The sequence below is a fragment of the Nocardia sp. NPDC019219 genome, assembly GCF_040632645.1.
Classification (GTDB): Bacteria; Actinomycetota; Actinomycetes; order Mycobacteriales; family Mycobacteriaceae; genus Nocardia; species Nocardia sputorum.
The window spans coordinates 205,416-226,331 of record NZ_JBEYCG010000012.1 but is presented as its reverse complement, the minus strand read 5'-3'; the positions used below and the strand labels follow the sequence as shown (position 1 = coordinate 226,331).

Genomic DNA, 20,916 nt, shown 5'->3' with positions numbered 1-20,916 from the left:
CATGCGGACAGACAACACGGCAGACTAAACAACCACCAAGTGGCCGATCTTCAACGAGCGCCACCGGCCTACATTTCGAAGAGCGTCGACACGCGACAGACCGTCCGACACGTTCATCATCCGGCAGGCGCGCGCCCTCGGACAGCTTCACCTGAATCGGACGCTCTTTCCCGCACGAAGCGACAAAATTGACCGTCGCCGTGCAGAAGTGGCGTCGATGGTCGACAACTGGATTGCGATCGCCATAACCCCGCGGCCTGGCACCAGCACCCCGCGCGAATCGCTCGGCGCCCTGCTCGACGAGATGGCCGCAGCCGAAGTCGAAGCCGACCGGCTGCGGCTGACCACGGAACCGGTCGACGCCGACACCGTGCACCGAGCGTGGACCGTGCTCGGCGAGCTTGCCAACCGTTGGACCGACCTCGTCGAGCAGATCACCAAATCTCGGCCATGGCGCACCAGCGTGGATCTGCGGCACGAACACTGACATGTTCCCAATTGCCACGGCGATCTACGCGATGCTCACGGCCAGTTTCATAGGTATCGGCGCCTGGCTACTGGTGCGCTCATCCTCACGACGCACCAGCAAGCTCACCGTCGCCGCCATCAAGGACCGGCTCTCCCACGACGCACCACACCGACAGCTGTCGCTGTCGCAAGCCCGCGAACAACTGCCCTACCACCGCAGATGCGACCACCACCACTGCGCCCGACGTTGGGCAATCGACCAAGCCCTCAACGCCGCAACACGTCATCAACTGCGTGCCATTTCATCCGACATCACAAAACCACTGCCTCGAATCACCGATTGAAAGGCGCTAACCATGCGCGAAAACGACCAGACATCGAGCCCACCGCCCGCGGGCCGGCGACTGCCGCTTCTCACCAACGCACAGCAGGAACAGCTACGACCAGACCTGCGCGAAGTCATCGAGTACCGGAAATCCGGACTGAGCGTCAACCACATCATCGGCTGCCCGCTCGACTGCGGATACTGCATTCGGCACGTCTTCGACAACTTCGAGATGAAGACACCACGCGCACTCATGACCGACGCCGACGCCGCGGCCACGCTGCTCGCACACCCATACTTCCGGCCCCACATCACCCCGATTCAGCTGTTCAACCGGGCCACCGACCCCATGCTCCCGCCGGTCAAGCCGCACACGTTCGAGATGCTCAGACTGCTGGACCAGCAAGCGCTGACCAACCACGTCCTGGTCATCACCCGCTGGCGCATCGAACCCGCCGACTGCGAGGTCCTCAACTCGATCAGCAACCTTCGACTCACCGTCCTTGTCACACACTCCGGCATCGACGACGAACGCATCGAGCCCGTCGACTCGAACATCGCCGCCACATCCCTGCGCACCGCCTATCAGCACGCCGACAATTACCGGGTCGTGTTGTACTGGCGACCCATCGTCCCGGCGCTCAACGACACCGACGACCACCTCCAACACGCGTTCGAACTGAGCCACTACGCGCATGCGACCGTCTTCACCGGCCTGTTCTTCAAAGACGAAATCCGGGACTACTACCAGTCGCACGGACTGCCCGAACCGTACCTCGAAGGCGCACGCCGCAAAGTGTTCCCCGCAGACCTCGAACACCGCATCCTCAACGCGGCAACCGAATACGGCACCGGATCGCCGCTGTTCCGCAAGACTAGCTGCGCCGTTGCCTACGCCCATTGCGCCGCCGACTACAACGGCCACTACGGTATCCGCGAGCTGTGCGACATATGCCCCACCGCCCAGATCCAGCGCTGCGCCGATGACTGGCACCGCCCCGACAGCCAGCAAGCAGCCACATTCGCCGAGCAACTCGGCGGCAGTCTGGTGGAGGTCAACGACCGCGCCATCGTGGTCAGCGGCCTGTCCGAGCAGCCGCGCTACCTCATGCAACACAACCTGCGCTACCAGGTCCACGACGTCACCAAACCGCACCACCCCCACCGCCACGGCCGCGCCGACCTCGGGTGGCCCAAGAGCAAGGAGAAGCAGTGATCGCCATCCCGAACGCGCTGCGTGGCATTAACATCGCCGTTGTCGACGTCGAGGGCAACGGGCAGACACCCCCCGAAATCATCGAGATCGCCATCCTCCCCGTCTCCGGCGACACCGCCAGCCATACCGACATCCGGTCATGGCTGATCCGCCCAAAACACCCGATCACCCCAATCGTCACCCGCAAAATCCACGGCATCACCAACAACGACGTCGACAATTGCCCCCGATGGGCAGACGTCGCACCGGAGATCGATGCCGCACTGGCACAACGCACCCTCGTAGCCCACAACGCCGGCGTCGAACAACGTGTCCTCGCCGCACACCTGCCGTACTGGACCCCACCCATGGTGCTGGACACCCTCCGACTCGCGAAGAAAGTCTGGCCCGGCCTGCCCGGCTACAGCCTCGACAAACTCATCGACCACGCCCACCTCGACGTCTCCGCACTCGCCGAACACGGATACCACCGCGCAGGCTACGACACGTGGGCCGCATGGCTGCTGCTGTGCAAACTCATCGACGACACCCACTTGGACTGGATCGGTCTTGTCAACGCGGCAGCACCCAAGGAGTTCGTGCCGACACCCGAGCCTGAAGGAGGACTCTGGTGAGCCAACCACGACCCGAAGTGGTGCGACCAGTCACCGTCGCGATCACCGGAACACATTCCACCGGGAAAACGACCTTCCTGACTCGACTCGCCGACAGGCTCAGAAGCGACCGAGTCAGCGTCGCCGTGGTCAGCGACCTCGGCGCCCAAGCCCAGCAACTCGGTCTGCCAATCTTGTATAGCCACACCTGGGCATCGACGCTGTGGATCGTCACCCGCGGTATCAGCAACGAGATTCAATCATGGGCGACTGCCGATGTTGTGCTTATCGACCGCGCCGTACCCGATGCTCTCGGCTACTACGAGGCAGCCCTCGACTACCGCGACCACCGCGCCGATCCTCACCGCATCCACCATCTCGAAGATCTCATCGCCAACCACAGCCAGAACTACGATCTCGTCCTGCGCACAGTGCTGGACAACCGATTACCGCTGGGCCTGGCGAAACCGCGCGACACCGACATGGAATTCCGCGCTCTCGCCGACCAGCATGTCGAGAAGGTGCTTACCCGACTCGACATCGAGCACGACCTCTTGCCTGCCGAAGGGCACGACCGTGCCCTCGTAAAGGCTTTGACGTTCATCAGACAACGACTGGACGAATACGAGGCTTCCGTTTAGAGGCGACAGCGGCGCCCGGCTATTCGACACCGAGCGCCGCCTCGGTCGACTTGCCGGGGCGCGCCTTCGGTAGGGGCGAGTCTTCGACCGCGTCGCGGCTGATCGAGAAGATGATCACGTCACCGCGGGCGAGCCGGACATGACCCACGGCCCCGCCGCGAGCGATAGCCTCCGTCGCCGCGTACGTTGGTTTGGAACCTCGGTGGTTCAAGCAGATTCGCGATGCCGGACTGGTGGAACTGGAGCCTAGAGCCGTCATGACAGTTCCCAACCGACGGACATGATTCCGCGAGGCACGAGTTCATCGCTTGCCGGGGCTAAAGGCGTTCCACCTGTTCCTCCAGCCAAATGGCCAGGCTCCCAACCTCGAACAGAGTGTCGGACATCGTTTCACCATCGAACTTCGTATGGGGTCGACAAGTGCCACCGGTCTGTGCTGGCGGCCACGGGGAGCCGGTGAGGGCATGGGCGTAGTCGTTGCGACGATCACGAAGTATCTTCACTGCAGACTCGACGTCGGCCCGAATCTCTGGTGGCGGCCCAATTCGGTCGAGTAGCCGTGTCATCTTCTGATTGAGGCCGCCAGAGCTCTTCGCAAGCGGTGCCACGCCAGACAGTATGTCGTCGACGAGCGATTCGAGCGCCGCGACTGCCGTCATCGTCGCCGCACCACAGGCGATCGCGCGTGCCTCGTCCAGTGCATAGAGATTCTCGTCGACGTTGTCAACAGCCGCTCCCTCATCCCAAAAGACGCTGTCGTGACGCGCACCGACGATGCTCTTACGTCCCTGCGTCAACACCTCCTGGGTGCGCTGGGCCGTTGCCTCAGTTGACCGGGCCAGGAAGACTGCAGCACTCAAGCGCGATTGAAAGACCAGAAACTCGACTCGTGAGAAAACGTGGAAATCTACGTAAAGGTCGGCTAGCGCTTCGGGCCACTCTGTCCCACTCGCCCAGTAGTCAGCGACCATCTCATCATGGGAAAGGGGAACGAGCTCTTCCGAGCCGTCTGGGTCCTCCCTGTAGTACACCTATGGAGCTTATCGCTGACCGCCAGCCACCACGTAGGTAGTCGGACTCCGCTTGGACATCAACACTGGGGTAAGCGGCGACCTCGTCGCCGCATCGGTCGTGATCGCCGCGAACCTGGCATGGATTCGCAATCCTACAGCCGCGACCGTGGAAGGCCCGGCCATCGACACGGCCGCGATGTCCTCAACCTCATACAACTAGTGCCTCGTCCAAGTAGGTTGCCTCGGTAACCGGGTGTCGGGTTGATCGGGGGCATGTGGTCGGTGATGCTGTCGGTGGAGGTGGTGCCGGTGGCCCGGAAGCCGGAAGTGTTTGTGCGGGCGGTGACCCCGGAGGAGGGGCGCCGGTTGCAGAAGATCACCAAGACGAGCAGGCAGCCGATCAGGACGCGACGAGCGATCGTGGTGATGGCCTCGGCGCAGCGGCAGCCGGTGCCCGCGATCGCTCGGTTGATGCAGGTCAGCGAGGCGTATGTGCGGCAGGTGATCCACGAGTTCAACGAGCGGGGGTTCGAAGCGCTGGACCCAAAATGGAGCGCGGGCAGGCCGAGGAAGGTGGATCGGGCGACGCGTGAACGCATCGCCTGCATCGCCCGGTGCTGTCCGCGTGACCTGGGCTGGCCGTTCTCGGTGTGGAGTCTGTCGAAGCTGCGAGAAGTGTTGCTCACCAATAGGATCGCTGCGATCAGCCGCGAAACTCTGCGCAAGATCCTTAACGCCGAGGGGGTGTCGTGGCAGGCGGTCAAAACCTGGAAAGCGGGCACCGACCCCGAGTTCACCGCGAAGATGAACCGCGTCCTGGACCTCTACGACCATCCACCCACCGATGGACGGGTGGTCTGCGTGGACGAGTTCGGGCCGCTGAACTTGCAACCCCGCGCTGGTCGCGGCTGGTTCCCGCGACGAACCCCGAAACGGCTGCCAGCGACCTACCGGCGCACCCATGGCGTGCGGCATCTACTCGGCGCTCTGGACCTGGCGACCGGCAAGATCCACTACCGGATCCGGGATCGTAAACGGTGGCAGGAGTTCCTGTCATTGCTGAAGTCGCTGCGGGCGCGCTGGCGCGGACAGAAGCTCTACGTCATCGTCGACAACTTCTCCCCGCACAAACGAGCCGAGGTCCGTACCTGGGCTGGGGCCAACGACGTGGAACTGGTCTTCCTACCGACCTATTCATCGTGGTTGAACTGGATCGAGTCCGAATTCGCGGCTCTACGGTACTTCGCCTTGAACGGCACCGATCACCGCAGCCACGACGAGCAGGACGCCGCGATCGGCGCCTACATCCGCTGGTACAACCAGCACGCCCGACCCAAACGCGACTTCGCCGTCAACTCCAAGATCCGGCACCCTGATTACCTACCGAAGGTTGCTTGACGGGGCACTAGTTGAGCTAGTTGTCTCAACCATCCTTCGCCAGGTCAGGGACCCGTCGGCCTCTCACTACACCTTGTGCGTGAGCTGTCCAGTTCAGATCGACTGCCGATGTCCAGCGGCGTTGTGCTGGGGAAGGTCACCGGCAGTTGCTGCAGTGCGCGGTGGAATGGACCCGGTCGCCACGTCAACTGTTGTACGGACACGGCCAGTCGCACGTCGGCGAGAACGTCGAGGAGTTGGTTGATGGCGTGCTCGGCGACGACGTAGGCCACGTCCTTGGCTGGACAGAGGTGTGGTCCGGCGCCGAACGCCAGATGGGAGCGGTTGCCGGTGAGGTCACCGCCGGCGACCTCGGGGTCGCGATGGCAGGCGCTGATGCTGATGAGGACGAGGTGGTCGGCGGGTATCCAGGTTCGGTCGACCATGGTCGGCTGACGGGGGTAGGTGGCGCAGAAGTTCGCCATCGGCGGGTCGGTGAACAGCACTTCGTCTAGTGCGTCTCGGGTCATCAGGGCGCCGCTGAGCAGGCCGCCGCCGAACCGGTCGTCGGTGAGCATCAGGAGCAGGGTGTTGATGATGAGGTTGCGTATCGGTTCGATCCCCGCGCCCGCAAGGAGCTACTCGACACCTACGAGCCGCAGCATCCGGCAAAACCATCTCGATCAGCCACAGGAGGATCAAGAACGACCGCCTGGCGGCGGTCGGATGGGTCTGGGGCACCACCATGGTCGTGTTGCCCGGGCCCGGCCAACAGCACTACCGGCGTCGCCGCGAGCACGGCGACCGCCACGCACCCGCAATCCGGCACCTGTTCAACAAGATGCTCGGACAGCTCTACTACTGCCTGCAAACCCACCAGCCCTACGACGCGGTGAAGGCCTTCGGCGATCCAGTTCCTGACCCCCAAAATACTGCCGCTGCTTGACAGTTAGCAGAATCGGAGGTATCCCGGTAGCTCATCCGCCAAATACAGCGGCCAAGCGACCAGACACCCCGCATGCCACGCCGGTGGTCCCACAACTGGCAAAACCACTAGTCAGGCGGTCCCATCCGTGGCAAAAGGGGTGGTCCCATGCTCATGGCAAAACGGCTCCGAAGTGGTCCCTTCCTCCTGGCAGCCGACACCTGTGTTCAGGCGCTGCCAGCGTTTCACCCGCTTTGTCCACCTCGCGCCCACCGAGCTGATCGGCCTGCACCTTCACATCGACATCGTGCCTGACAAAACGAGCTGCGCCTCTGGGCATGTCCGCAACACCCTCAGCTCCCCTCCTTGTCATGCGTTTCAGATCTTCCACAATTCTGCCCAGGACCTTGGTCAGGCCGTGGCTCAATCAGGCCTCACTACTCCGATAGGTGAACGCTGAGACACCGGACAGCGGCGCTGCGCCGACCCGAGTGATGCTGCCGCCAAGCCGGCAACCGGGGAGAAGGACCCGCGACACGAGCATCACGCCGAATGGCAGCAAACAACTCCACCCGACACTCCATCCCGGACCCCTTCCACCAGCTCGGAAACGACCATGTCGAAATCGAGCCTGAGGTGGGGCCGGATCAAACCATCACAACCCGCCCGGCGCGTCGCAAGCGGGGCCGACTCAGACCGTCACACCGGGGGCCAAATCAGGCTGTCACAGCCAGGCGGTGCGAGATCCGGAATGGTCTGGTCTGCGACAGCTGTGCCAGCATGGCCGACGATCTACACGGCCCGCACCGTTGCGCCACTGAACCGACGGGGCCGGCGCCGAGTCGGATCCATGCCATTGGGGCGAGGTCCTTGCCGCAAAGCCTCCTGCGGGTCAACCCCCTGCGGTGAAACCATGCGGAGGGGATGTTTACTTGCGAATCACGACGATTTCGGTTCCCTGTTTCAACACGGTCGTCGCGGTGAGGCCGAACATGGCCCGGAATGTGTCACTGAAATGGCTGGCGGAAGCGAACCCAGCGTCGGCCGCCGCGTCCGTGAGGCAGGCATCCTCGGCCAAGGCAGCAGCCAGATGCAGCAGCCGCGCCCACAGGCGGAAACGTCGAAAACTGGTTCCCGCGTTGGTCGAAAACAAATGTAGGAACCGTGAAGTAGAGAGCCCGGCCGCAGCCGCGAGCGTCGCCGCGTCCAGATCTCGTGCTGGTTCGGCGAGAATCGACTCCATCGCCGTGCGAATCCTCGGATCGGGAAAGCCGCTGCGGCTGTCCCCTACGACGATCCGTCGCAGTTGGTCGGCCTCGATTGTGTCCGCGTGGTGAATGTAGTCGAGTAACGCAGGCTCGTCACGGTGAGTGGTGGTGATCGTACCCAAATCTTCGTTCATGCGAACCCGTACGTCGACAGCGTCGCGGGAGCGCGGGTCGAGGTAGTAGAACAGCATGCGACCGACGCCTGCCTCGACCTTGTGCACCGTACGCGCAGGTATCAGGGCGCTACGCCGCTGCCAGGAGCCTTCTGCGGTCGACACCGTGAACGGTGCGTCGACTCCGAGAGCCAGACAGTGAACCGGTGTTGCATGCCTGTCCAGGTGAAACGGCGGCCCTAGGTAAGCCGCCTGCGCAGGCCACAGGTACACGATGCGACGTTCGGCGCCGATGGTCACAACTGTCATTCTCGCACTCGCTCACACGACACCGAGTATGACCGCGGCACCGACAGCCTCGACCAGACAGTAGAACCAAATCGGATAGAACGCCGTTGGCGTGTGTCGGCCAGCCGTGAGATCACACGACCGGCGGCCATGCCCGCCAATGCAACACCCACCGTCAATGCCGCCCCGTTACGCGGTCTGTCGTCGCCGAATGCCGACCCGCACAGCACGCCTGCGACCGCCAGACCGAAGCCGCCATACACCGCGCGGATCTCGGAACGCGCTTGCGGTAGCGTCTCTGTCAGAGCGAACGGCCCAGCCAACGCTGCGAGCGCGTAGAGACCCATCCCTGCGAAGAAGACAGCCGCCAGCGCGAGCACTAGCTCTCTCATCGGCTGTACTCCTGACCCCATCCGGCCTTCGAAAACGCTGGACCCGCGGCATCCGAGCGATGACGTACAACAACCTCCGCGACCGGAACGCTGTTACACGCTCTCATCAGGACGAGCGGGCTTCGCCGACTCTGACGGATCCTCATATTCCTCCTGAGATCGATCTCTCTGTCGAGAGTTGACGATCCCTTCGCCCGCCGCTTCCGAAAACATGCTGCGCGTTTGCCGGTTATGGCTCTCCTGCTCACCGTCGTGGAGGACAACGCCAAACCGCGGCCGCGAGCAACTCCGCATCCGTCCATGCCCGCCGCCGCAATGACGCCCTATGACCCGCTAGTTCCTACAGCAGGTTCTCGGAAGCGCGGGGTGTCGGCCAGGGCGAGGATCGCAGGACACCGACCCGAGGAGAATCATGCGACGCAATGCCGGACGAGCCCTGTTGGTTTTCGCGGGCCTACTCCAAACCGCGCCTGCTCTTGGTGCGGTGGCACCGCGGGGAATGTACACCGCCTACGGGCTCGCTCCTGCGGGCCGCGATCTCGATGTCGTCTTGCGGCATCGGGCCGTCCTATTCGCCGTGCTCGGAGTCCTCCTGCTGCTGGCGGTGTTTCGTTCCGGGCGACGCCCGGTGGCCGTAGGCGCCAATGCGGTCAGTTTCGGATGCTTTCTCATTCTCGTGCTCGCCGGAGGACCCGTTGGCCCGGGATTGGCGCGCGTGGCGGCATTCGACGTAGCAGGTTTGGCAGCGCTGGGTGCTGGAGCAGTTCTTCTCCGGAAACAGCGCCCGACGGCGCAAGCCAGCGCGCCCGCGGCAAGGTGAAGGATGCGACTCCGAATCGGATATACCAGCACATAGCGTGTCCCGTCAAGTCGGTCAGGCCCTCCGCTCTCGGGACAACATCGCTGGCGGCGACGTGTGCCAAAGCCACCACCGACCCTGAACTCGTCGTCATCAACGCGGATCTCCGCTCGAATTCTCACCAGGGAGTGTGCCCACGTGCAGACAGAACATTCCGCCGCCGCAGACGCGGTCATCGATTCCGCCCTCGCAGCCCTCGCCGAGGGGGAGAAGAAATGGTCACGTCAGTCGTTGACCGGCAGAAGAGCCCTGCTCGACCGGGTGCGCGCGCTCACCGGACAGCACGCGCAGGACTGGGTCGACGCGGCGGTGGGTATCAAAGCACTGGATCCCTCCTCCCCGCTCGTCGGTGAGGAATGGATGTCCGGCCCCTACGTCTTCGCAGCGAGTCTGGCGGCGGTTTCATGCACTCTCGAGTCGCTCGAACAGGGGACCAGCCCACTCGCGAAGGCGAAGTTTCGGATTCGCCAGGGGCAGGGTGACCGTGCAGGCGCTGCCCTCGAACCTGTACGACGAACTTCTACTCAGAGGATTCCGCGCCGAGGTGTGGTTGCAGCCCCGCATCACCGAGGCTTCTGCGAAGGCGTCTGCGGGACTTGCCCAGCTCGGCCCCACACGCACCGGAGGGATAGCAGCGGTGCTCGGGGCGGGCATATCAGCTCGATCGCGCCTCTCGACACGATCTACGAGCTGATCGCGCACAACCGGGTGGTGGCGCTCAAATTGAACCCGGTCACCGACCCGCTGCTCCCGGTGTTCGAGAGGATCTTCGCGCCTCTGATCGAACTCGGCTGACTGGATGCTTGATGTGGCAAGTTCACCCCCTCGGCCGACGGTGATCGTCGGTTCGTCGACTGATTGGATCATATCGCGTTGACCGGTTGCGACCTTTGTCTGTATCGGTCGGTGACGCCGGGGCTGCCCGGGCCTGGTGTGAGTTTCGAGCAGCAGATGCTGGCGGGAATCGAGCGGCGCGAAGACAGCGACGGCTCGGACCATCGGATGCTGCGGCGCACGCTGCGCGCTACGGCCGCGGTCAGCCTCTCGGAGGTCGAATGGACACGCCGGATGCGGGCGACCGGATCCGTCCTGCAACCCCGGGTCAGTGTCGTCGACGGTTATGTCGCCGGCTACATCGTCCAATGGCGTGATCCCCGCAGCGCACGCCTCGGTCCTGCGATCACCGACCTCGAGGTCGGGGCAGGCCTTAGCCTGCCCGACCTGCGCGACGGGTGGGAACCCCACGCGCACGCGGTGGCCGACGCACAAACCGAATGGAAACATCCGCGTTCGGTGGCGCCGTCGGCCAGAGAAACGGTGGTGTCGGGCGACACCGAGTTCTGGACACACGCCCTCGCTGATGTTCGTAGTTTTACCGAAACGCTGGCACGTGTTCCGAGTACCGATCGCGCGGCATGGCGGTGGGCGGCAAGCCGGGTCTCCGGAGTGCTGGCGATCTGGTCATGGCGGGTCGAACCGGACGCGAGAGGACCATTTGCCGACGCCGCGCACGAAGTCGGGATGTCGGCACTCGCGGCCGGCAGCCGCATACGACCGCCCAGCTTCGGATCACACGTGCCGGATCTGGGACAAGCAGCGTTCGTCCTCGCGCAGCTGTGCAGGGAAGTGCACGATCCATCCACCGAATCGAATTTGGTCGGCGCACTGATCACCAGTATCGCCGCGATAATAAAAGCGCATCGCGAACGCGGGGAAATGGCGCGAGCGTCGAGCATCTACGCCACCGCCGTGGGTCCTCTGAAGTGGATAGAACACGACATCCGCACCACAGTTCCGACCTCGGTGATCGGCTGCCAACTCCGGCTCGGGCACGTCTCACCGTCCCCTCCGGGTTAGCGCCGCGCCAACCATCACGGGATTCGCCGATCAGGCCCAGGCACCAGGGTCCGGACCGGGCCGCGACGACATGGCGAACCCGCAGTTTACCGACATCGACACCCTGCCATGTTGTCGCGGAGTGAGCAGTCGAGCTGGCCTGCCGAACTGCTGCAAAATGGTGGCGCGTCGCGACTGCTGAAGAAATTCGCAACGATGACGGCCTTTCGGAGAAGCAGAAGAAGGCACTGATTGACGCTGTCGGAGGTAACGACAAGAACGCGTTTCTCAGGGCCACAGGCGTCTTCGAATTGCTAGTAGAGGAGGACAGGACCGCGATTATCCCTGTCACGGACGCCACCGACGTCCGGGGGAACGTCACCTTTCCCGTCCTCGGCATCGACATGCGGAAGGTGCACGAGGGCTTCGGGCTCGAAATAGTCGAGGTCCTCAACAGCGTCGTCTTCGACTTCGGCTCCATGCATCGATGGAGGGACGCGGTTGCCGACTACGTGGAAGCGTCATTCGACTCGATGCATCAGGGGATGCTCGCGCAATCCGGGGACCAGGACGCCGAAGTGATGGCCGGGCTGTCGATCAACTGGGCCGCTCGTGTCAGCGAATCACTGACCGAGCTGGCCAGCTATCTGGTCTTCCTCGAACAGATGCTCAACGACTTCATCGGCGCAGACCTGCGGAAAGTCGAGCTCGCAGGCGTGCCGCTCGAAGGGCTGCGGTGGTCGGAGCAGACCACCCAATGGCCCGACCGCTGGCGCGAATAGATCAAGGAGGACTCCGTACACATTGAAAACGATGTGTACGAGATCCACTACGGCACCCACACTCGAGGCCGAAACACGTTGGTGTGAGCCAAGGCCGGGTTCGCCCGGGAAGCGTCCGCCACCCTGAGCGGCGGACGCTTCCAAGGTCGAGGATCGTCGGCTTGAGCTTGGCGTGAAAGCTTGGGATCAGCGCGGGAGCCAGCCTAGTTTCTTGAGGTCTTCGCGCAGCCATCGCAGCGCGAAGTTCGTGGCGGGCCGCGGGTCGAGGATGCCGAAGCGACCGCCCTGCAAGGAGAAGGAGGGTTTGAACGGTTCCAGGGCCGGCTGGGCCTTGAAGTAGTCGACGTAGCCGCGATAGAGAGTGTCGCGGTCGTCGCGGATTTCGCTTACACGGTTGTCGTTATTGAGGGTGAGCGAGACGCTGTCGCTGCCGCGGCGGCGGCCATCTCTGGTGATCGTGCCAGTGGGTTTGAGCATCCAGCTGAGTCCGGGCTCGGGAGGGCCTGGGTAGTCGAAGGGGCCCTTCTTGCGGTCGGGGTGGTAGCCGATGTTGCCGTAGAACTGCACGGGCATGAGCGCACGATGACCGAGAGTGTCTCCGAACCGTGGGGCGAGGGTCTCGCACAGCTGCCGGTAGCAGCGCAACGCTGCTTCGATGACCTGTTGAACGCGTATCCCCGGAGCACTCGGTGACGCGCTACCCGCCGGTGGGCTACCACGCGGATCACTGATTGCGTGCACCGGACGCCTCGGCCCCCTACTCGGGTTGCTCGCCGCGGCCACCGCCGCCGGAGAATGGACCGCCGTCCTCGGATCCCCACGGCTCGGATTGCTCGCGGTCGCGGAAATGGGCGGAAATCTTGCCCGCCTGGCCCACATCGCCGACCCCGGTGACGACCCCCTCGACGTCGCCGCCGTCCTGCTCGACGGCCTGCCCGTCGTCGTGCTCGACCGTCCCATCACCCCGGCAGCCAGCCGCACGCGAGCTGTGCTCGCTCGGATCCGAAGTCACGAGGCCATCCTGGTGACAACGCAGACAGGCTGGGCCCGACCCGACCTGGAAATCCATACCGAACTGGTCGAGTACGAGGGTATCGGCCGCGGACGCGGCCGGCTGCGATCCATGACCTACACGATTCATGTCTCCGGCCGCGCGGCGTGTCGCCCCCGCAGCACAGCGCTGCGGCTGGGCCCCGCCGGAACGCAACGGTCATGCTGGACACGTCCACCAGCGGACTCACACACTTCCGTTACTGTGATCAGCCGGATCGGATGACCGATGAGTCGATCCGGATCATCTCGCCACGCCACCACCAGGCTGCTCACGCCTCCACGCAGGGGCCTCGTCGTTCTCTGAACTACGTGGCCTGACGATTCGATTACTTCGGCACCACGTGGGCACCTACCGATCCGATCAGCTGCGCATCGACGTCAGCATCGTCGATGGTCAACTCGAGGAGCGGATGACCTAGGACCGGCGTTTGATCGAAAAGAGGGACCCGAATCCGAGACCGGTCACCCGAAACGATGGGCGGACAGCCCGCAACATGTCGAGATCCGCACAGCTGACGGCAACGAAGTAGTGAATTCCGACTGGAGCGCGGGGAAAGGAGCGATTGGCCATGACGGTCGAGAATGGCCTGGAGGACAACCCATTATCCAACCGGTGGAGGTCGACGATCGACGTCCTCGCCGCCAGCCTCGCCACTCACCTCGGTGAGCAGGTGACCGTAGTCAACGCGAGCGAGGCCGAGGACGGGTTCTCCTGTCTCGTCCGAGGTCCTGAGCCGTCCGGTCCGTCCCTCCAGGTGTCGTGGGAGGGAGTACTCGGTATGCAGTACATCGATGGACAGCCGGACATCAGCGTGTCGGTGTTCCTGTACAGCCGAGGCCGCCGCCTGCGGCTCGACGACCAGCCTGGCAGCTACCTGGAGATCGTTTACGCGGGCCCTCTCGACGGCACGGGGACCTGGCGCGACCTGGGCTGGCTACAGGACGACTTCGGCGAGTTCGAGACACACGATCATTACGGCGACTGACCGCCCACCGCGATCGGAGCGATCGTTCAAGTCGCGGCAAAGATCCGGATGACCAAGGATCGCTTTGAGACGGCCGAGCAACCGGTAACTCTATACCATCCAGCCTGTCCATCGCGTTGCCGAGACCGAAAAATGCGGCGTATCGGATTCGGGTTCGGCGAGGACCTTGCCGACGCGACATAGCCCAGAACAGGCCTGCGCCGAGCTCGACGAGACCGCCTGAAGGACACGCCCGCCGTGTGGACGATCGCGACCCGGGTCCTGGGCGAAGGATCCACCCGCGCCACCAAGACCGAGTCCTGGCCGAACGGCAGGCCACCGAACCGCACACCGACGCAGGCAGCGACCGGACCCCGGTCACGGCCCAGGCGGTTCCCCGGTGCCGGCGGCTGCTGAAGCCACGAACCCGCTGAACGGCTCCCGACCTCGATCGTCGCGGGGAGCGGAAAGACTCCAGAGCCTTAGTCAGTCGCTTCGGGCGAGTTGCGCCGCCCGCGGTGGTGACGCTGACACCCACCGGACCGGCCGCCGCGCCCGCGGGCACGGTCACCGTCAACGTGCCGTCGTTGACCACCGTCGGGGTCGCGGAGTTGGCGCCGAACGCCACCGCGGTGGCCGTGGACAGGCCGGTCCCGGTGATGGTCACCGTGTCACCGCCCGCGGTGACACCGAAAACCGGAGACAAAGCGGCCTTGAACGGCGCCCCCACGTAGAAGAATGACAGCGGGTTGCTCGTCCCGCCCGGGGTGGTCACGGTCACCGGGACCGTGCCTGCCCGGACGGAGAGATCACGGTGACCGACGTGGCCGTGTTGGCGGTGATACCCGCCATGCGCGAAGCTTTTGCCGCGGTGGCGGGCGCGGAGGTGAAAAGCTGTGCCTGCTGGTGATGATCGGCGTGCGCGCGGACGGCCGCAAGGAACTCGTCGCGGTCACCGACGGCTACCGCGAGTCCACCGAATCCTGGGCCGATCTGCTGCGGGACTGCCGCCGCCGCGGCATGACCGCCCCGGTTCTGGCCGTCGGCGACGGCGCACTCGGATTCTGGAAAGCGTTGCGTGAGGTGTTCCCCGCCACCCGCGAGCAGCGTTGCTGGTTCCATAAACCAGCGAATGTGCTTGCCGCGCTACCGAAAACGGCACACCCGGGCGCGACCGCGGCCTTGAAGGACATCTACATGGCCGAAGACATCGACAAGGCCCAACTCGCGGTGAAAGCGTTCGACTTCGACTACGGCCAAAGTATCCCAAAGCCGTCGCGAAGATCGTCGACGATCTCGACGTGCTGCTCGAGTTCTTCAAATACCCGGCCGAGCACTGGATCCACCTGCGCACCACCAACCCGATCGAATCGACCTTCGCCACGGTCCGCCTTCGCACCAAGGTCACCAAAGGCCCTGGTGCGCGCACGGCGGGAATTGCCGTGGCCTACAAGCTGTCGAGGCTGCACAAGCCCGCTGGCGCAAGGTCAACGCCCCCGAACTCGTCGCCCTCGTCCGCGCCGGCGCTCTGTTCCATAAAGGCAAGCTGCTCGAACGTCCCGTCGACATCACCCCGCCGTCAGCCGAACCAAACAACACCGTCACCGACGTTGCCTGAGCCCGCCCGACATAATCGCTTCGAAACGGCCCACAGCCAATAGGAGAACCACATGGACCTGGTAGCCAGAGCAGCGGGCTGCGAGGACGACGAATACGACGATTACCTGGGCGCAGGGTTCGCCGAAGGCGCCGACGGCTCGGGGATCGCCGTGATGTTCCAACGCACCCGCTCGGACCCCGACCCGTGGCAGGGCGACCCGAACGAAACCGAACTGTTCGACAACACCTACTGCATCACCGTCGGGTCGGGCCAGACCGTCTACGGCGGGTTGAAAAAGGTCGAGTTCACCGACGACTCCACCGCAGTCATCGAGATCGATCCCGAGGACGCCCAGATCCTCGGTCTGGGCGCACACCTCCTTGTTCGATTCGAGGTACCCGACACCGATCTAGCGAAATTCAAGGCAATGCTGCCACGCATAGTCACCTGGGGAATACCTGCCCAAGTTCCCACACTCGCAGGAATCTGACCTCAGGCTCGGGCGAACTCACCGATCCACAGGTCTTGACATTATCTCGTGATCTATGTAGACGGGTCGGGATCACCGACTGGGTGCGCCCGCAGGCTCAGGGTGGGAGTGGGAGTGTCGTCGAGGATGACCACTCGATCTGTGCCCGGGCGAAGGTCGGCAGGGACGCCGGCGTCATTCACGGGCATGTCTGTCAGCGGCATGGCGAGTTGACCTTTGAGGTCGGTCTGGTCACTCGGATGGGGACCGCTTCGGGTGCGGGGCGCGTCTTCGCCGTGTGGATGGCCGGCAGATCAGCTCTGCTCAGTTGCCGCAGGTGAGTGCCGGGGTATTCTGCCCGGATTCTGGCCGACAGTGCCTTCGACTCGTCCATCGGGTAGATCGGATTCAAGGGGCTGTGGATTGCGAAATAGCGTTCGACATCCATCTTGTGCTCGCCCTCGCTGAAGACGACCTTCATGACATGGGCACCCTCGTCGGTCCGGTAGAGGGTGAAATCCCATGAGCTCATGGCGATCTGGTGTAGGTCCATCATCGTCCCCCGGGATGGTTCACCTCGTGACGTGGTGAGCGTCAGGATTCATTCAGCTGTGAATATACCGACGCAGCTGCGGCGGCTTGATCCACCGGGGAGGACACCGTCTCGGCGCGCCCCGCAGCCGCTTGGCCTCCGCCAGCGCCGACGGCACTATCCCGGCTAAGAAATCCCGCCACCGGCCGGCCAGCCGGTGAACCCCGCTCCGGCCACAAGGACACGTATTGAGTGTGGCGTTCAGCCCGGATAGCACGCACTTGGCGTCAGCCCGGCCGACGAGTGCGTGCGACCGCTGATCTCCGGTCAGCGCAGAAGATCGAGTTCCGGTCCGGTCCGACGGGTCCTCAATCGCCGGTGACGGCCCCGATGCGCAGTAATTCCCGTGCCCGCGCGTCACCGTTCAACTCCCGGGTGATCCGATGCCTGATCTTCCATTCTCCGTCGACTCGGACGAGGGTGATGTGGTGGCTTCCGGAGAGCAGGATGCGGTAGGAATCCTGGTCGCGGAGCACGAGGATCGATTCGCACACGGCCACCGCTCGGTCGCCGTCGAGTTCGATCTGCGCCGGACCGATGAAGTGCGCGCTGCCGCCCTCGATGAGCCGGCGGTGCGCGGGCGACTGCACCATCGATCGGACAGCCTCCCGTGAGCGCATGTGCAGTCCGGGAACGTCATATTCACCGTCCTCTGCCCACAGCGCCGCGGTCGCATCCGCGTCCCCGCTGTCGACGAGGGGGCCGTAGGAGGCGAGCAGACGGCCGATCGCCAACTGGTCTTCGACATGGCTCAGGCGGCGTTCGAGCGCGGCGAGACGATCACTGTCGTTCATGGGCATCCTTCGTAATCGGTGAGAGCAGCGGCCGCGCACGCGTCACTGCGACGGGGGCGGAAGCAGCTTCTTCGCAGCCTCCCGAGCTTCCAGCAGCAGCTCGGCGCGGTTGTGGCCGCTGTTCTTGACGACGGCTGCCTCGAACTCCTTCACTACTACGACGGGACCGTTGGTGATGTTCGCGAGGCCCTGTGTGGCGACGTCGGCGGGTTCGGAAATCAGCAGTCCGGGAGTGTCCATCTTCAAACCGGCCCGGGCCATCGCCGGGGTGCGGGTGAGTCCCAGCACCAGTTCGAGGACATCGACGTCGTAGTCGCGCATCTCGAGCCACAGCCCTTCGGCGAAGGTGCGGCAGAATGATTTGACGGCGGAGTAGATGCTGATCTGTGCCGAGCCCAAGAAGCCGCTGAGCGACCCCACCAGAATGATTCCGCCGCGGCGTCGCTCGCGCATGGGAGCGCCGAAATGCTGCAGCAGTTTCAGCTGTGCGGTGATGTTCAGATCGATGACGGCCTGGAAGCGCTCGAGGTCACCGGTGACGAACTCGTGACCGTACGTGTTGGCGCCCGCGTTGTAGATGAACAAACCGACGGTGAGGTCATCGGTCAGCTGCCGGATGCGCTCGAGCGCGTCCGCGGCGAGCAGATCCACCGACAGGATCCGCACCTCAACCCCATACCCGCGACACTTCTCGGCGGTCTCCAGCAGAGGTGCCTCCTTGCGGGCGAGCAGCACCAGGTTCATGCCTCGCTCCGCGAGTTGTTCGGCGAATGCGGCGCCGACGCCCTCGGATCCTCCGGCGATAACGGCCCAGGGACCATATTTTTCGATATCCATGTGTGTTTGCTCCTCGTTGTCGATCCGAATGATCTTGTAGGTGATAGCGGTCGTCGCAAGCTGCGTCACCCCGTGCTGTGGGTCACCAGTCCTGAAAGGGAATGATCGAACGCAGCGGCCCGTGGAACAGCGTCTCGCCCACCACCGGGCATCCGCTGCCGTTCGCTGCCAGCTCCCGCTCGGCATCGGCGACAGCACGGCCGGCTTCAGCCGGATCCGCGTCCAGGTAGAGAAGCCGGATGCGCAGCGAGCCGGGCCCGAATTCACGGCGATCGTCGTGAAGGCCGGGGAGGGTCGGATGTTTTTGCAGGGCCAACAGGGAGAAGGTCCACGCACCGGCCACCCCTGGGCATTCCAGCAAGTCCGGAATACCGACGCGGTCCTCCCAGCCGAACAACTCGTGGACATCGGCGGTATGCGAGTCGCCGAAATGGGTGACCGACATGTGCAGTCCGCGGTTCGGCCGGAAGACAAGCGCGTCCGGCGAGACTCGAATTCGCGGCGCCGCGTAACCTTTGACAGGCGTGAAGAATCCGAGCAGGCGACGCCGGACACCGGGAAGCAGCGGACCTCGCCCCCACTGAAAAGAGTCCTCGCCCAGCTTGGTCCACGCCGCGACGCTTTTCTCGTATGGCGGACGGAACCAGTACATAGCTGCGTAGTCGAAGTCACCCAACTCGCCCGACGGAGGTTCGCTCAGAGCGGCGTACTCGGCAGGACGAGCCCACCGGTCTCCCCACGCAACTCCAGGGAGCAACAGATTCTCCGGCCGATGGTCGAGCTGATGCCACTCGTTGTATGCCCGGTACATGGTGGAATCAGTGAGTTCGACAAAGGAGAAGAACGCTCGCTCCGAGAACATTCGGCCTTCCGATCGGTCGGTGGACGATGACAGCGGTCACAATGCCAAGGTTGTAGGGGGTCCTCGCCGACTGCTCCCGCTGAATGGTCACCCAAAACGGTGAGAGGGCAGCCAGCTCGGTGTTCCGGAGATCGGGACGCCGCCGCTCCGGTGGAAGCGCCAGGGTGCAGACTCGCCAGATCCGGAGCGGACTACGAACTCCGGTCCCGCGTCACGCCGACGCCCACCGACGTGCTGCTGCGCTGCGATCGTTCGAATGGCAGTGGGGCGCCGACCGAGGAGGACTCATGGAACACCGCCTGGCGGAACTCGAAGCTCGACTGCGCGTCCTCGAAGACGAACACGAGATCCGGCGGTTGATCGCTTCCTACGGCCCGCTCGTCGACGACGGTGCGGCGGACGAGGTGGCCGCGCTGTGGACAGAAGACGGTGTGTACGACGTCGACAGCGGATATCTGGCCGGGCACGACCAGATATCCGCGATGGTCAGGTCGGAAATGCACCAGGGTTTCATCGCCGGGGGATGCGCCCATTTTCTCGGCCCCGCCCACATCACTGTGACCGAGGAGCGCGCCACCGCGGTGTGCCACTCCCTGATGGTGATCCACGACAGCGGCGTGTTCCGCGTCCACCGGGCCACTGCCCACCACTGGTTACTGATCCGCACCGTCGACGGGTGGCGAGTGCAGCGACGGACGAGCCGGATACTCGATGGCAGGGAATTCGCCCACCGTCTGCTGTCGGAGGGCATCCGCGGTAAGGAGACGGTGGACCGGTCGGGTGCCGCCGAGAGATAGTGCGACACTTTCCCTGGACCGTCGCACCACGTCGTTACGTCGGCTGCCCCGCCAACCCCGAGCGAACTCCTGCGCTGACGAAGTCGGCCTCCGTACCCCGGTGGCAGACATGGTTCCCGGGTCGATCATCGCGGCTCGTCGGGAGGGGCTCCCGGCTCCCGACGGCGCTTCGATGACATCGTGCGGCCCTGTTCGCAGGTGTCAGTTCTTGCCATGCGCCTCGGGCGCGTGTCCCGGGCCGCGGATGATCCGGCCGATCCCCCCCGGCAGCCCGCCCGCGGTCTGAATACGGGAGAACTGGGTCAGATAATCCCGCTGTTCGGCAGGCATCGGGCAGCTGCGCCGGGACTCGAGGTCGAAATGCAGATCCAGTTGCTCCCCCACGGCAACCCGGCGCCCGTTCCCGACGCTGAACACCTCGTGCAATACGTGGAAGCGTTTGTCATCGACCCCCAATAGCCACGAACGGACCTCGAGTTCGTCGTCGCCGCGCACCTCGTGCTCGAACCCGAGTGTCGACTGGACGATGACCTTCCCCAGCCCAGTCCGGTCGGTGTAGTCCGCGCCCATGCCGATGAACTCGCTGAACTTCTCCTGCCCCTGGTAGACGACGATGCCGTAGTACATGGCGTTCATGTGATCGTTGAAATCGATCCAGGACTCTTCGACCCGGCACCGGTAGGACGTGACGGGCCCCTGCGACAGCTGATCGAGCGGTATCGCAAATGCCGAGATCATGAGAGCCTCTCCCATATCGTTCCAGGCGGCTGCGAGACAGCCGAAACCCCGCGGTACAGCGCCGGAATGTACACGCCCCGGACGCGTGTGGTTTCCTGATGCCCAGTGAGTGG

25 protein-coding genes and 3 pseudogenes are annotated in these 20,916 nt (G+C 64.1%); 15 read left to right on the top strand and 13 right to left on the bottom strand.

Annotation, left to right across the window (positions count from 1 at the left end):
- Positions 1-46 precede the first annotated feature (46 nt).
- From ABZ552_RS22790 to ABZ552_RS22770, 5 genes are read left to right on the top strand one after another with little or no spacing between them, the layout of a single operon-like run.
- Positions 47-487: a DUF4254 domain-containing protein gene (locus ABZ552_RS22790; RefSeq protein ID WP_357439566.1), complete on the top strand. Its 441-nt coding sequence runs from the start codon at positions 47-49 to the stop codon at positions 485-487.
- Between the two features lies 1 nt (position 488).
- Positions 489-812, top strand: a complete 324-nt coding sequence (locus ABZ552_RS22785; protein WP_281918456.1) for a hypothetical protein — start codon at positions 489-491, stop codon at positions 810-812.
- 12 nt (positions 813-824) lie between these two features.
- Positions 825-2,009 (top strand): radical SAM protein, encoded by a 1,185-nt coding sequence (locus ABZ552_RS22780; RefSeq protein ID WP_281918455.1) that lies wholly within the window; start codon positions 825-827, stop codon positions 2,007-2,009.
- Positions 2,006-2,623 (top strand): 3'-5' exonuclease, encoded by a 618-nt coding sequence (locus ABZ552_RS22775; RefSeq protein WP_281918454.1) that lies wholly within the window; start codon positions 2,006-2,008, stop codon positions 2,621-2,623. The genes ABZ552_RS22780 and ABZ552_RS22775 overlap by 4 nt, the downstream gene beginning before the upstream one ends.
- A complete protein-coding gene (locus ABZ552_RS22770) occupies positions 2,620-3,243 on the top strand; it encodes an AAA family ATPase (RefSeq protein ID WP_281918453.1) in 624 nt (207 codons plus the stop codon). The genes ABZ552_RS22775 and ABZ552_RS22770 overlap by 4 nt, the downstream gene beginning before the upstream one ends.
- Positions 3,244-3,262: 19 nt before the next feature.
- Here ABZ552_RS22770 and ABZ552_RS22765 read toward each other — a convergent pair whose 3' ends face one another.
- Positions 3,263-3,391 (bottom strand): hypothetical protein, encoded by a 129-nt coding sequence (locus tag ABZ552_RS22765; protein ID WP_281918452.1) that lies wholly within the window; start codon positions 3,389-3,391, stop codon positions 3,263-3,265.
- Positions 3,392-3,560: 169 nt separating this feature from the next.
- The gene (locus ABZ552_RS22760) at positions 3,561-4,274 is read right to left on the bottom strand and encodes a hypothetical protein (RefSeq protein ID WP_281918451.1); all 714 of its coding nucleotides are present in this window, start codon (positions 4,272-4,274) and stop codon (positions 3,561-3,563) included.
- 52 nt (positions 4,275-4,326) lie between these two features.
- Between ABZ552_RS22760 and ABZ552_RS22755 the strand changes: the two genes are divergently transcribed.
- Both ABZ552_RS22755 and ABZ552_RS22750 read left to right on the top strand, forming a co-directional pair.
- Positions 4,327-4,476 carry a hypothetical protein gene (locus tag ABZ552_RS22755; protein WP_281918450.1) on the top strand — a complete coding sequence of 50 codons (150 nt, stop codon included), beginning with the start codon at positions 4,327-4,329 and terminating at the stop codon, positions 4,474-4,476.
- 53 nt (positions 4,477-4,529) lie between these two features.
- Complete coding sequence (locus ABZ552_RS22750; protein ID WP_281918435.1) at positions 4,530-5,654, top strand: IS630 family transposase; 1,125 nt, start codon at positions 4,530-4,532, stop codon at positions 5,652-5,654.
- A gap of 44 nt (positions 5,655-5,698) precedes the next feature.
- On the opposite strand, the gene ABZ552_RS22745 is transcribed toward ABZ552_RS22750, so the two are convergent.
- Positions 5,699-6,211 (bottom strand): hypothetical protein, encoded by a 513-nt coding sequence (locus ABZ552_RS22745; protein WP_350356443.1) that lies wholly within the window; start codon positions 6,209-6,211, stop codon positions 5,699-5,701.
- A gap of 167 nt (positions 6,212-6,378) precedes the next feature.
- On the opposite strand from ABZ552_RS22745, the gene ABZ552_RS22740 reads away from it, so the two are divergent.
- A complete protein-coding gene (locus ABZ552_RS22740) occupies positions 6,379-6,579 on the top strand; it encodes a hypothetical protein (RefSeq protein WP_281918434.1) in 201 nt (66 codons plus the stop codon).
- Between the two features lie 907 nt (positions 6,580-7,486).
- Here ABZ552_RS22740 and ABZ552_RS22735 read toward each other — a convergent pair.
- Positions 7,487-8,239: a helix-turn-helix domain-containing protein gene (locus tag ABZ552_RS22735; protein WP_281918433.1), complete on the bottom strand. Its 753-nt coding sequence runs from the start codon at positions 8,237-8,239 to the stop codon at positions 7,487-7,489.
- A gap of 5 nt (positions 8,240-8,244) precedes the next feature.
- The gene (locus tag ABZ552_RS22730; RefSeq protein WP_350356409.1) at positions 8,245-8,574 is read right to left on the bottom strand and encodes a DUF4345 family protein; all 330 of its coding nucleotides are present in this window, start codon (positions 8,572-8,574) and stop codon (positions 8,245-8,247) included.
- Between the two features lie 1,042 nt (positions 8,575-9,616).
- On the opposite strand from ABZ552_RS22730, the pseudogene ABZ552_RS22725 reads away from it, so the two are divergent.
- The 3 genes and pseudogenes from ABZ552_RS22725 to ABZ552_RS22715 form a co-directional block, all read left to right on the top strand.
- A pseudogene (locus ABZ552_RS22725) lies at positions 9,617-10,270 on the top strand (aldehyde dehydrogenase); the annotation flags it as partial.
- Between the two features lie 114 nt (positions 10,271-10,384).
- Positions 10,385-11,335 (top strand): hypothetical protein, encoded by a 951-nt coding sequence (locus tag ABZ552_RS22720; protein WP_357439542.1) that lies wholly within the window; start codon positions 10,385-10,387, stop codon positions 11,333-11,335.
- A gap of 383 nt (positions 11,336-11,718) precedes the next feature.
- Positions 11,719-12,096 (top strand): hypothetical protein, encoded by a 378-nt coding sequence (locus ABZ552_RS22715; RefSeq protein ID WP_281880350.1) that lies wholly within the window; start codon positions 11,719-11,721, stop codon positions 12,094-12,096.
- Between the two features lie 186 nt (positions 12,097-12,282).
- Here ABZ552_RS22715 and ABZ552_RS22710 read toward each other — a convergent pair whose 3' ends face one another.
- Both ABZ552_RS22710 and ABZ552_RS22705 read right to left on the bottom strand, forming a co-directional pair.
- Positions 12,283-12,669 carry a hypothetical protein gene (locus ABZ552_RS22710; RefSeq protein WP_281880348.1) on the bottom strand — a complete coding sequence of 129 codons (387 nt, stop codon included), beginning with the start codon at positions 12,667-12,669 and terminating at the stop codon, positions 12,283-12,285.
- Positions 12,670-12,853: 184 nt separating this feature from the next.
- Positions 12,854-13,108 carry a hypothetical protein gene (locus ABZ552_RS22705; RefSeq protein ID WP_281880347.1) on the bottom strand — a complete coding sequence of 85 codons (255 nt, stop codon included), beginning with the start codon at positions 13,106-13,108 and terminating at the stop codon, positions 12,854-12,856.
- 610 nt (positions 13,109-13,718) lie between these two features.
- On the opposite strand from ABZ552_RS22705, the gene ABZ552_RS22700 reads away from it, so the two are divergent.
- Complete coding sequence (locus tag ABZ552_RS22700; protein ID WP_281918430.1) at positions 13,719-14,135, top strand: hypothetical protein; 417 nt, start codon at positions 13,719-13,721, stop codon at positions 14,133-14,135.
- A gap of 544 nt (positions 14,136-14,679) precedes the next feature.
- Here the strand turns inward: ABZ552_RS22700 and ABZ552_RS22695 are convergent.
- Positions 14,680-14,781, bottom strand: a pseudogene (locus ABZ552_RS22695) (hypothetical protein); the annotation flags it as partial.
- Between the two features lie 221 nt (positions 14,782-15,002).
- On the opposite strand from ABZ552_RS22695, the pseudogene ABZ552_RS22690 reads away from it, so the two are divergent.
- Positions 15,003-15,732 (top strand): annotated as a pseudogene (locus ABZ552_RS22690) (IS256 family transposase); the annotation flags it as partial.
- Between the two features lie 52 nt (positions 15,733-15,784).
- Positions 15,785-16,204 (top strand): Imm10 family immunity protein, encoded by a 420-nt coding sequence (locus tag ABZ552_RS22685; RefSeq protein WP_281880344.1) that lies wholly within the window; start codon positions 15,785-15,787, stop codon positions 16,202-16,204.
- A gap of 193 nt (positions 16,205-16,397) precedes the next feature.
- Here the strand turns inward: ABZ552_RS22685 and ABZ552_RS22680 are convergent, their stop codons facing one another.
- From ABZ552_RS22680 to ABZ552_RS22665, 4 genes are all read right to left on the bottom strand, one after another.
- On the bottom strand, positions 16,398-16,739 hold the full coding sequence (locus ABZ552_RS22680; protein WP_281918428.1) for a hypothetical protein: 342 nt from the start codon (positions 16,737-16,739) through the stop codon (positions 16,398-16,400).
- 344 nt (positions 16,740-17,083) lie between these two features.
- Positions 17,084-17,569: a nuclear transport factor 2 family protein gene (locus tag ABZ552_RS22675; protein WP_281918427.1), complete on the bottom strand. Its 486-nt coding sequence runs from the start codon at positions 17,567-17,569 to the stop codon at positions 17,084-17,086.
- A gap of 42 nt (positions 17,570-17,611) precedes the next feature.
- Positions 17,612-18,406, bottom strand: a complete 795-nt coding sequence (locus ABZ552_RS22670) for an SDR family NAD(P)-dependent oxidoreductase (RefSeq protein WP_281919585.1) — start codon at positions 18,404-18,406, stop codon at positions 17,612-17,614.
- 82 nt (positions 18,407-18,488) lie between these two features.
- Positions 18,489-19,058 (bottom strand): hypothetical protein, encoded by a 570-nt coding sequence (locus ABZ552_RS22665; RefSeq protein WP_357439537.1) that lies wholly within the window; start codon positions 19,056-19,058, stop codon positions 18,489-18,491.
- Positions 19,059-19,555: 497 nt separating this feature from the next.
- Between ABZ552_RS22665 and ABZ552_RS22660 the strand changes: the two genes are divergently transcribed.
- Positions 19,556-20,065: a nuclear transport factor 2 family protein gene (locus ABZ552_RS22660; protein WP_281880338.1), complete on the top strand. Its 510-nt coding sequence runs from the start codon at positions 19,556-19,558 to the stop codon at positions 20,063-20,065.
- A gap of 201 nt (positions 20,066-20,266) precedes the next feature.
- Here the strand turns inward: ABZ552_RS22660 and ABZ552_RS22655 are convergent, their stop codons facing one another.
- Positions 20,267-20,803 carry a thioesterase family protein gene (locus ABZ552_RS22655; RefSeq protein WP_281880336.1) on the bottom strand — a complete coding sequence of 179 codons (537 nt, stop codon included), beginning with the start codon at positions 20,801-20,803 and terminating at the stop codon, positions 20,267-20,269.
- Positions 20,804-20,916 lie beyond the last annotated feature (113 nt).

Bases quoted from the DNA above. Each gene is read 5' to 3' on its own strand.
- ABZ552_RS22685 (WP_281880344.1), top strand. From the start codon at position 15,785: ATGGACCTGGTAGCCAGAGCAGCGGGCTGCGAGGACGACGAATACGAC.
- ABZ552_RS22700 (WP_281918430.1), top strand. From the start codon at position 13,719: ATGACGGTCGAGAATGGCCTGGAGGACAACCCATTATCCAACCGGTGG.
- ABZ552_RS22710 (WP_281880348.1), bottom strand. From the start codon at position 12,669: ATGCCCGTGCAGTTCTACGGCAACATCGGCTACCACCCCGACCGCAAG.
- ABZ552_RS22750 (WP_281918435.1), top strand. From the start codon at position 4,530: ATGTGGTCGGTGATGCTGTCGGTGGAGGTGGTGCCGGTGGCCCGGAAG.
- ABZ552_RS22780 (WP_281918455.1), top strand. From the start codon at position 825: ATGCGCGAAAACGACCAGACATCGAGCCCACCGCCCGCGGGCCGGCGA.
- ABZ552_RS22740 (WP_281918434.1), top strand. From the start codon at position 6,379: ATGGTCGTGTTGCCCGGGCCCGGCCAACAGCACTACCGGCGTCGCCGC.
- ABZ552_RS22670 (WP_281919585.1), bottom strand. From the start codon at position 18,406: ATGGATATCGAAAAATATGGTCCCTGGGCCGTTATCGCCGGAGGATCC.
- ABZ552_RS22675 (WP_281918427.1), bottom strand. From the start codon at position 17,569: ATGAACGACAGTGATCGTCTCGCCGCGCTCGAACGCCGCCTGAGCCAT.
- ABZ552_RS22785 (WP_281918456.1), top strand. From the start codon at position 489: ATGTTCCCAATTGCCACGGCGATCTACGCGATGCTCACGGCCAGTTTC.
- ABZ552_RS22730 (WP_350356409.1), bottom strand. From the start codon at position 8,574: ATGGGTCTCTACGCGCTCGCAGCGTTGGCTGGGCCGTTCGCTCTGACA.
- ABZ552_RS22745 (WP_350356443.1), bottom strand. From the start codon at position 6,211: ATGCTCACCGACGACCGGTTCGGCGGCGGCCTGCTCAGCGGCGCCCTG.
- ABZ552_RS22680 (WP_281918428.1), bottom strand. From the start codon at position 16,739: ATGATGGACCTACACCAGATCGCCATGAGCTCATGGGATTTCACCCTC.
- ABZ552_RS22655 (WP_281880336.1), bottom strand. From the start codon at position 20,803: ATGATCTCGGCATTTGCGATACCGCTCGATCAGCTGTCGCAGGGGCCC.
- ABZ552_RS22715 (WP_281880350.1), top strand. From the start codon at position 11,719: ATGCGGAAGGTGCACGAGGGCTTCGGGCTCGAAATAGTCGAGGTCCTC.
- ABZ552_RS22660 (WP_281880338.1), top strand. From the start codon at position 19,556: ATGGAACACCGCCTGGCGGAACTCGAAGCTCGACTGCGCGTCCTCGAA.
- ABZ552_RS22665 (WP_357439537.1), bottom strand. From the start codon at position 19,058: ATGTACTGGTTCCGTCCGCCATACGAGAAAAGCGTCGCGGCGTGGACC.